General features: G+C 46.0%; 8 protein-coding genes. 2 read left to right on the plus strand and 6 right to left on the minus strand.

Annotation, left to right across the window (positions count from 1 at the left end):
- Together Q0546_RS02930 and Q0546_RS02935 are read left to right on the plus strand one after the other, a co-directional pair.
- Window positions 1–1668, plus strand: a 1668-nt coding sequence (locus Q0546_RS02930) for a ribonucleoside-diphosphate reductase subunit alpha (RefSeq protein ID WP_298790378.1), incomplete at its 5' end; no start/stop codon positions are given.
- Between the two features lie 226 nt (window positions 1669–1894).
- Window positions 1895–2731: a TIGR01777 family oxidoreductase gene (locus Q0546_RS02935; protein WP_298790380.1), complete on the plus strand. Its 837-nt coding sequence runs from the start codon at window positions 1895–1897 to the stop codon at window positions 2729–2731.
- Between the two features lie 205 nt (window positions 2732–2936).
- Here the strand turns inward: Q0546_RS02935 and Q0546_RS02940 are convergent, their stop codons facing one another.
- The 6 genes from Q0546_RS02940 to Q0546_RS02965 form a co-directional block, all read right to left on the minus strand.
- The gene (locus tag Q0546_RS02940; RefSeq protein WP_298790382.1) at window positions 2937–4703 is read right to left on the minus strand and encodes a GTP-binding protein; all 1767 of its coding nucleotides are present in this window, start codon (window positions 4701–4703) and stop codon (window positions 2937–2939) included.
- Window positions 4696–5847 (minus strand): MBL fold metallo-hydrolase, encoded by a 1152-nt coding sequence (locus Q0546_RS02945; RefSeq protein WP_276708735.1) that lies wholly within the window; start codon window positions 5845–5847, stop codon window positions 4696–4698. The genes Q0546_RS02940 and Q0546_RS02945 overlap by 8 nt, the downstream gene beginning before the upstream one ends.
- A gap of 10 nt (window positions 5848–5857) precedes the next feature.
- Complete coding sequence (locus Q0546_RS02950) at window positions 5858–7249, minus strand: hypothetical protein (protein WP_298790389.1); 1392 nt, start codon at window positions 7247–7249, stop codon at window positions 5858–5860.
- A 105-nt stretch (window positions 7250–7354) separates the two neighbouring features.
- On the minus strand, window positions 7355–8527 hold the full coding sequence (locus tag Q0546_RS02955; protein WP_177387308.1) for a PAS domain-containing sensor histidine kinase: 1173 nt from the start codon (window positions 8525–8527) through the stop codon (window positions 7355–7357).
- On the minus strand, window positions 8518–9216 hold the full coding sequence (locus tag Q0546_RS02960; protein ID WP_298790392.1) for a response regulator: 699 nt from the start codon (window positions 9214–9216) through the stop codon (window positions 8518–8520). The genes Q0546_RS02955 and Q0546_RS02960 overlap by 10 nt, the downstream gene beginning before the upstream one ends.
- A gap of 90 nt (window positions 9217–9306) precedes the next feature.
- Window positions 9307–9776 (minus strand): DUF3137 domain-containing protein (locus tag Q0546_RS02965; RefSeq protein WP_298790394.1); only part of this gene is annotated, 470 nt, incomplete at its 5' end.

Below are 9776 nucleotides of genomic sequence, written 5' to 3' on the forward strand. Positions count from 1 at the left end.
CTTAGCAAATTTGGGGGCGGTATCGGCTGGGACTGGTGCAAGGTGCGCGCTATGGGAGGCAGCATCGACGGACATAAAAACGCGGCCGGCGGCATCATCCCGTTTCTAAAAGTTACGAACGACATCGCCGTCGCCGTCGATCAGCTAGGCACGAGAAAAGGCGCGATAGCCGTCTACGTCGAGCCGTGGCACATGGACGTGAGCGATTTCCTCGATCTACGCAAAAACTCGGGCGAGGAGCGCCGCAGAGCGCATGAGCTATTCCCTGCGCTTTGGATAAACGACCTTTTCATGAAGCGCGTCAAAGAAAACGCTCGCTGGACCCTCTTTGATCCAGCAGAGGTTACCGATCTGTGCGATCTATACGGCGAAGCATTCGAGGCTCGCTATCTAGCATACGAAAACGACGAAAAGATCCAAAAAAACGTCGTCATGGCAAAGGAGCTGTGGAAGAAAATTTTAACTAGCTATTTTGAATCGGGCATGCCGTTTTTGTGCTTTAAAGATAACGCAAACAAAGCCAATCCAAACGACCACGACGGCATAATCAGAAGCTCAAATTTATGCACCGAAATTTTCCAAAATACACAACCAAACTACTACAAGATCAAGATCACGTTTGATAACGGCTCCGAGCGGCTATTTGACGAAGAAGAAGACGTCACGGTCGATAGCGGTATAACCAAAAAAGCCAAAAAACTAAGCGCACTCGATAGCATCGACGGCGAGCAAATTTTCATCGTCGAAAAAGAAAGCGTCGAGGGCAAAACCGCCGTGTGCAACCTCGCGAGTATAAATTTAAGCAAAATCAACAAAAAAGAGGACATCGAGCGCGTCGTGCCGATCGCCGTACGCATGCTAGATAACGTCATCGATCTAAATTTCTACCCGCACAAAAAAGTCAAACACACCAACCTAGCATCCCGCTCGATCGGCCTTGGCGTTATGGGCGAGGCGCAGATGCTAGCCGAGCGCGGCGTGAAATGGGGCAGCTACGAGCACCTAGCGCTCATCGATAGCGTGATGGAAAACATAAGCTACAACGCCATCTACGCCAGCTCAAATTTGGCAGTAGAAAAGGGCGTTTATCCACTCTTTGAAGGCTCAAAGTGGAGCAGGGGAGTGATGCCTATCGACACGGCAAACGCAAACGCCAAAGCGCTTCTAAACGACAGAGGCGGGCTGTTTGACGAGAACGCCTGCGACTGGAGCAAACTGCGCGAAAAGGTCAAAAAAGACGGTATGCGAAACGGCTATCTGATGGCGATCGCGCCGACGTCGAGCATCAGCATACTCGTAGGCACCACGCAGACGATCGAGCCCGTGTATAAGCGCAAGTGGTTTGAGCACAATCTAAGCGGCATGATACCAAACGTCGTGCCGAATCTCAGCCCTGAGACGTGGCAGTTCTATACGCCTGCCTATGAACTAGATCAGCGCGTGCTCGTGCGTGCCGGCGCCATCCGCCAAAAGTGGATCGACCAGGGCCAGAGCCTAAATATTTTCATGAGCCTAGACAAAGCTAGCGGCGGCTATCTGAGCGAAATTTACACGCTTGCGTGGCAGCTAGGGCTAAAATCGACCTACTATCTACGCTCCGAAAGCCCCGATAGCGAGAAGCTAAACAACGTCACAGACCGCTCAATCGAATGCGAAGGGTGTCAGTAAAATTTATTCGCCGCGCTAGAATTTACGCTCGCAGATAGATGGCGAAAACGGCGTGAAAGAGTATTTTAGAAAGTAAATTTGACGGGCGAATTTAAGCCCCGATCTTAAATGTCAAATTTAAGCGAAACGGCTTGGCTTTTGGCGTTAAATTTGACGCCAAATTTAACCCTGCGCCGCATCAAATTTGACCGCACGCATAAAAGCAAATTTATCAAAAAGGCAAAATATGAAAATAGCCGTAAACGGCGCAAGCGGATTTATCGGCGGCGAGCTTTGCAGATTTTTTAGGGCCCAAGGTCACGAGGTCGTAGCCATACCGCGAGCTGTCTACGCCGACAAAGTCGCGCTCAAAAATCTCATCGGCGGCTGCGATGCGGTTATAAATTTAGCGGGTGCTTCTATCGCCGCAAGGTGGAGCGAGGCCTATAAAAAGCGTCTTCGCGCAAGCAGGATAGAGACGACTCGCGCGCTAGTCGGCGCGATAAACGAGCTAGAAAATCCGCCATTTTTCATCAGCGCTTCGGCTATCGGCATCTACGAAAATGGCCTTGGTCACGACGAGAGCTCGGTCAAATTTGACCGCGGATTTTTGGGCGAGCTAGCATGCGAGTGGGAGAGCGAGGCCGCCAAAGCGCGGACGCAAACGGCGATATTTCGCCTAGGCGTGGCGCTGGGTCGAGGCGGCGCGCTGGCTAAGATGTTGCCGGCATTCAGGCTCGGTCTTGGCGGCAAGATCGGTAGCGGCGAGCAGGCGTTTTGCTGGATTCACATCGCTGATTTGCTAGAGGCATTTAAATTTACCTTGCAAAACCGCCAAAGCGGCGTTTTTAATCTCGTTTCGCCGCAACCTAGCACAAACGGCGAATTTACTAAAATTTTAGGCGAGGTTTTGGGGCGACCGACGTTTTTTAAAGTGCCTAAATTTGCGTTAAATTTGATGTTTGGCAAGGGATCCGTCGTGCTGCTTGAGGGTGCGAAAGTCTATCCGCAAGCCTTGATAAAAAGCGGATTTAGCTTTAAATTTAGCGATCTAAAAACCGCGCTTGAGGATGTTTTGAGATAACGTTTTAAAGTAAAACAAATTACCTAAAGGACTTTTCAATGGCAAACTATACACTACATACAATCCTAGCGTAGTGATAAATTCCGGAAATTTACCGCAAGAGTTCGAGTCAACTTGTGTTTAAATTTAATGTTTGGCGGCGGTATTCTATCGTTTTTATAAAGTCATGCTGCATCGTCGTTCAAAATACACACAAGTTTACCCTCTATGCCCTGAAAAGTTCGGTCGAGAAAGCGCTTTCATCTATCCCTCGCCCGATGAAGACCAAAAAATTATCGCAGCGTTTGCGGTCGCTAAAAGGCGTTATCTCAAATTTGCCGCCTACGAACTGCACGACGTATTGCGCTTCATCATCTTTGAAGCTTGCAAGCCCCTTTATGCGGTAAAAATTTTCCGGTATGTCGCTCATAAATTTGATGAAATTTTGCCTATCGATGCCCTCGGGAAGGTCTTTTTTAAACGAGACTATCCCCTCGTCTTCGTGCGTAGTATGCATTTTGCCCTCGAGCAGGACGGACGCCATATAGGAGGTGTCGCTTTGGCGGTAGAGCAGATAGTTTGGATTTAGCTCGGCGCCAACCGTTTCGAATATCTCGGTGCAGCGGTTGTTTTGGATCAAAGCTTGTCGTATCCGCTCCTTTTGCTCGCTCGAGATCAGATCGATTTTATTGAGCACTATGACATCGGCGGCCTTGATCTGCTCGAGCATTATTTTTGATCTGCCGCGCTCTTTTAAAAAATTCGCCCCATCGACGACTGTGACGATGGCGCATAGATTGACCGCGTCTTTTATCTCGTTTAGCTCGCTTAAGATATTGAAAGGATTGGCGACGCCGGTGGTTTCAAGCACGATGCTGTCGGGCTTTTTGGGCTTGAGCTGCGAGATCGCGAGCTTGATCTGCCCCGCCATGGAGCAGCAAACGCACCCCTCGTCGATCTCTACGAGCGCGTATTTGGCGTCCAGCAGCGCGCCGTCGAGGCCGATCTTACCGATCTCGTTTTGGATGATGCCTGTAAATCTATTTTGCGCCGTTTCGTGCTCGATGAAATTTTGAATAAATTTCGTCTTGCCCGAGCCCAGATAACCGGTGATGATGAAAAAATTCGGCCGCTCGCCGCCTTGCATAAAAATTTGCTTTTTATCCTCTTTGGCTAAGCGCAGCAAAAATTTAAACAAAGGCGCCGAGCCTGGCAGCTTCTTAAAGGATTTATCGTTAAATTTAAAGCATCCGTCACCCGCGTCCTCGCCGTAGATTAAATTTACAAAAATTTCGCCGCAGAGCGGATCTGCTTTGATTTCTAAGTTGCGCTCTTTGTCGTAGATCACGGCGCGAGCCGCTTTTTTGTAAATTTCAAAGCTCTCGTAGCGCGGCTCGTAAATTTTGCAAAGCGCGATATGCAAAAAGTTCATAAACGCAAGCGATACCCTAAAGCAGGGGAAATTTTTATCGAGCCCCTCTTTTGCGATGATCTGCTTGCCCTCTACGCACACGCCGTCCTTTGCGTACGACCTATCTCTGGGCTTTGTTTTAAAAGATAGCGCTATGCCTCGCTCTTGCGGCTTTAAGTAGATCGTAGCGACGCAGAAATTATTTAAAAGCTCCTCGTGCGCGGAGAAATTTCGCACCTTTGCCAAAAAGTCCGGCTCCCCAGCCAAAACGGCTTCAAAAAGTGAGACGCTACCGAGCAGTTCGTCGTTTGCGGAGGGAAAATAATAAAGCTCAAATACGCCTGCGCCATCTTTCACCTCTCGCAAAACGATGCCGTAAATTCCGCTATAAAAGCCAAATTTTATGCTCCAGCATTCATTAAAATAGTTCCCCTTATACATCCCCTGATACCTGCTTGAGGATTTTACGTCGCTATCGTAAAGAGATTTCATCAATATACATCTCATAAGCGATCTGTAATCCTCAAACGAGTATTTAAATTTCAAAGGGAAAATATCTTGAAATTCCATGTTTTTATCCAAATTTAACCTTGTCGCCGTTGCCCAGATAATCGGATGTTTTGGTTCTAAATCTAGCCGTGCCCTTTACGATCGGATAGCCCTCGCGGACGAATTTTTGCACGGTCAGCAGACCCGTGCAGTGGTTGCACGCCATGACCTGGTAGTTCCATCTTTTCAGCCCGATAACCAGATCGTCGTATTTTGGATCCCAGTCGTCAAACGGCGAGATATGAAGTCCGCCGTAAAGCCCGTAGAGTTGGTCGTTGTCGTACTTAAGCTCCTTATGTGCGGAGTCCGAAAAAGTAATGATGCCTTGATGGCAGCAGCCCGTGATACTCACAAGACCTTTGTCTTTGACGTTTACGAAGATCGACTGTTCGCCAAAAACTCTCGTAATGATAGGGCAGTCGTAGCAAAACGTACACATTCCGGGCTCAATCTCGTTTCTACCCTTTTTAAACACTACAAGCTCGCCTTTATGGCCTGAATCTTTGATATATTGTCTGCCTTCTGGATAAAAGCCCTCGTGGATGATGATTCTGATGTCGGGCTTATACTTTAAAACGACGGGTAAAGCCCAAAAGTGATCGTAGTGCTCGTGCGACATTATGAGAGTGTCAATCTCGCCGCTTTGCAGCATCTTATCGATTCCTTCTCGCTTAAAGCACTCGTGCATCCACTTATATGACCAGCCGCAATCAAGCAGATATTTTTTCTTTTCGCCGTTTAGACGCTCTATCTCTATCAAGGCGGAGTAGCCGCCAGCGTTATCGGGATTTACGGAGAGTTTTTTGGTTGCCTCCCACGCCTCATCTATTTTATCCGGCAGAAGATGTTTGATTTGCGAAATTCCCTCCTCGTAGCTTCCTTTGGCAAGCCCTTTGCCGTTACCAAACGGCGGCCAGTTAAATAGATATTGATTAACGAGCAGTCCACCTGCACCTTTTATATCTCCCATCAGCATCGAGTTGTCAAACCAGCTCGTTTCGGAGATATTAGTAACCTCGACGCTTTTAATCGCGCCGAAATCGGTCATCTTTCGCACTTCATCCGGAAGAAAAAATTCTCTCGCAGGAGAGTATGAAAACACTCCCATCGATGCGAGCGCACCAAGTCCTATTCCCGCCGCACCGCCTTTTATAAAATCTCTTCTAGCTTCATTCATCTCAGATCCTTTATTTAAAAATTGTAAGCATATTGCCCACGGCAGGCGCTAGATAAACTACGGCGAGATAGATGATCACGCCTATGATAAAGCCCACTACCAAGCCTTTGATGGAATTTTTATTTCCAAAATCATCTTCCTCGCCTGCTTCCTCTGCTTCCTCTTTCTTGCCTGCAAGCTTCCAGCCCGGCCAGCCGTCCATAAACCAGTAATTTATCAGCATTACATTGATAAACCAGATCATCGGAATCATAGGGAATTGTTGCGGGTGCGAAAAGCCCTTTTGAGTACCTAGCAAAAAGTGCGAGACTTGATAATAGACATAGTATAGGACGATAGCTGCTACCATGCTTATGATCGTTCTAAGAAGGATATTGACGGGCTTTGAAAATTTATTAACCGCATTGTTGCAGTAAAATTTAATAAACAGCACCGGCACCAGCCAAAATATAGCTATCTCACCTACGTGCAGCCATCGCCAATCGGGCGCGAAGAGCCTCCTGTCGCCTCTAATATGCACGCCCCAGATGAGTTCTTGTAGATAGTAAAAGAAGAATGAAAAGCAAAATGCCATCGCTATAATGCCGAAAAACGACGCCGTCCTTCTAAGCCAATTTGTCTTAATAAGGCTAAAAGGATACCTCTCCCAGATAGTTTCATACACCCAGACCATAACGGTACAGCACATAATCCATGCGATATTGAAATTTCCGTGCACGGTATCGGCGAAATTATGCCACCAAGGCGGAGTAATGGATGTGTACTTTTGCCACGGATCGAATAAAATTCCCATTTGCGAATGGAAAAATACGAAATACACGATCATACTTAGCAAAAAGGTCCAGATAAAAACAGTAAAGCCTTTAACGGGCTGCTTTAGCTTCTGCCACGGCGAATTATCCGCAGCCACCACCCAAGAAGGACTTAGCCACGACGCGATAGCGGCAAACATCAAAATAGCCTGTGCCGAGTACTCAAGAGCGTAAAAATCAGTTATGCCAAGCTCAGCAAGCCTTCGCGGACTAAAATACGATATGGCAAGCTCGCCTAGAATAAATTCGAAGAATATCTTTAAGAATACGAAGAAGGTAAAAAACACCATCACTGTAAAGATAATGCCCTTTTTCGCTGGCCCCGCCGTATAGAGCCACTCTCTTTTGAATGGCCAAAAGTTAAAAATATACGCGATCCAGATGATAACTACAAGTAGCCATCTGCACCACATATATCCCACGTAAGGGGTATACATCCTCATCAGTCCCCTAGGATCTTGAAAGATCCACCACGATGCGTAAAACACTACAAACAAAAACAGAGTGTTTACAAGCACCGATGTGAGCGGAGAATATCTTCTAACAAGCTTCCGCTCCTCCAGATAAATTTTGTCTTCAGGTTCGCTCATCGCTCCCTCCTTACATAAAATTTAATCTTTGTTAATTATATAAAAAGAGTGCAGCTTATTTGTAGCGTAAATTTGGATTAAATTTTAAATTGTCTCAGAAAAGCTTCATTTTGGAAGCTTGATTATGAAATTTGAACCGCCCTTTAGGCTCTCTACGACGAGCGAGCCCTTGCAGTGATCTTCGATGATGATCTTTGACATATATAGCCCGATGCCGGTGCCGTTTTTACTGGCTTTGGTAGAAAAATACAGATCGAAAATTTTATCCGCAATCTCCTTTTTGATGCCGCCTGCATTGTCTTTTACGCTTAAGCAAAGATAAGATTTTTCGATATAGGTTGAAATTTCGATAACGCCGTCGTCGATATTTCTTTCCAAAAAGGCGTCCTGCGCGTTTTTTATGATGTTTAAAATAACCTGCGAAACCTCGTTTTTATATGTGAGCAGGGTTTGGTTGCAGCCGTATTTCGCGTAAATTTTAATCTTTTGATTTTGCAGTATCGCTTTTGCGATATTTATCGCCATATTGCAAAGCTCTTCTAAACTCGTAACCTCCTTAATCTTGGCGGGCTTAAAGAAATTTCTAAATTCGTCGATCGTTTCGGATAGGTGCTTGGAATACTGCTCGATCTTGCCTAGCTCCTCCAAAAGGGCGGTTTTGTCAAATTTATCAGCCATCAAGCAGCTAGTGCTTAGATACGAAGCCGTAGCCGAGATAGCAGATAGCGGCTGCCTCCATTGATGCGCTATCATATTTAAAATTTCGCCCATCTGAGCGAGCCTTGATTGATACTGCAGCTGCTCGTCTTGGCGCCTTATGAGCTTTAGCTGCTCCTCGATCTCGTGGTTGAGAGTTAAATTTAGCCGCTTGACCTTCAGCCTGCTTTGCTTTAATTTCTTCTCCGCCATCACTCTTTTGGTAATGTCCACCACTATCCAAAGCACCTCGTCGTTTCCCGATATGGAGTCGCCCGAAATTCTAATCCACAGCCCTTTGCCGCTTTTGTGCCTTAGCTCGTAGTTTAGCTGCAGAGCCTCATTTTTCCTTACTTTATTAAAGGCGATGTCTGCGAAATGCAGGTATTTCTCCTCGCTTAGATGTATGGTTTGCGCGGATTTACCGATGATCTCGTCGTATTTGTAGCCAAAAATTTTACAAAAGGTCTCGTTGCACTCCATAATATTTCTTTTCTTGTCCACGATGAAGATGCCGACGCCGGAATTTGAAAATATCGTCTCAAATCTCTGATGGTTTTTCTTGATGTCCACTATCGCCATTTTATTCTGTATCCTTGCGAGTAGATGTTTTCTATCAGCTTGTAGCCGATTTTTCGGTGAAATCTGGATATGATATTTCTTACCCGTTTGTCGTCATACTCGTCGCAGTCCTCGAACAGCTCGTTTTCTATCTCAAGGCCGCTTGCGATCCGCCCGCTAGAGCTTAAAAGCAACTGCAACAAAGAGGTTTCGTTTTTGGTTAGTTTGATAATTTCGCCCGCCTTGGATAAGCTCAATCTCTGCTTGTCCCACACGAAATCGCCGCTTAGATAAATAAACTTTGCGGGTTTGGTTTCGATACTTTGCGTGATTTTTTCAAGCACGCTTAGTAGATCCTCGGTCGTAAAAGGCTTTAGAATATAGCCGTCCACGCCGATAGATATGGCTTTAGTGAAGAATTTAGACTCGTCGTGAGCTGAGAATATAACCGTTTTTACCGAAGGATCGATCTGTTTGATCCGCTCCAACATCTCAAGCCCGCTCATGCCCGGCATATTAATATCGGTAAAAACAATACCCGCTTTGCTCGCTTTAAATTTATCGACGCCCTCTCGCCCGTCGCCGCAGTCGATAACTTGATGAAAGAATAGTTTTAAAATTTTCGCGGTCTGCTGCCTTACCTCATTATCATCCTCGACATATAGGGCGCGCATACTGCGAGTTTGAGCTTGTATTTCGTTTATATCCATAATGCGCCCCTCCTTTTTAAATTTATCCCTTATCGTAAATTCTATTTCGCGCGCTACAACCCTGTTTTAAATTTACAAAACCGAGTGCTCTTATTCCACCTGCCCGAGCTTTTTAAGATAAGCAAAAATTTTAGCGATCTCGATCATTTTATTTAGGCTTTCGAGTAGCTTCGCGCTTTGCGAGCTCAGCGCGGATTTGAAAATTTCGCTATTTTCAACGCCGATTACGAGGCTGTTTTCGCCCAGATAAAGCTCGGTTTTGCCGAATAAATTTACGGTGATCGTTTGCATATTTTCTAAAATTTTTTTGTTCTGCAAAAAGGCGGCGGCGGCTAGATTGTTAATATAAACGTCAAATGATGCGCTTAAATGGGGGCTATCTTTTAGCAGCTTGAGATTCGATGCGCCAAAGATAAACTCCCCGCGCGGCACCACCAAAATTTGGCTATCGAAAGTATCGCTAAAATCGAATTTTGCAAAAAGCCCGTCGAAGATCGCGGTATCGTCCTTTTTTTTAAGATGCAAAATTTTATCCAGCTCAAATACCCGATTTTCTCTGT

The organism is uncultured Campylobacter sp., assembly GCF_937997465.1.
Classification (GTDB): domain Bacteria; phylum Campylobacterota; class Campylobacteria; order Campylobacterales; family Campylobacteraceae; genus Campylobacter_A.

Excerpts from the sequence above, each read along its gene's own strand:
- Q0546_RS02945 (WP_276708735.1), bottom strand. The coding sequence starts at position 5,847 with ATGAATGAAGCTAGAAGAGATTTTATAAAAGGCGGTGCGGCGGGAATA.
- Q0546_RS02950 (WP_298790389.1), bottom strand. The coding sequence starts at position 7,249 with ATGAGCGAACCTGAAGACAAAATTTATCTGGAGGAGCGGAAGCTTGTT.
- Q0546_RS02955 (WP_177387308.1), bottom strand. The coding sequence starts at position 8,527 with ATGGCGATAGTGGACATCAAGAAAAACCATCAGAGATTTGAGACGATA.
- Q0546_RS02935 (WP_298790380.1), top strand. The coding sequence starts at position 1,895 with ATGAAAATAGCCGTAAACGGCGCAAGCGGATTTATCGGCGGCGAGCTT.
- Q0546_RS02960 (WP_298790392.1), bottom strand. The coding sequence starts at position 9,216 with ATGGATATAAACGAAATACAAGCTCAAACTCGCAGTATGCGCGCCCTA.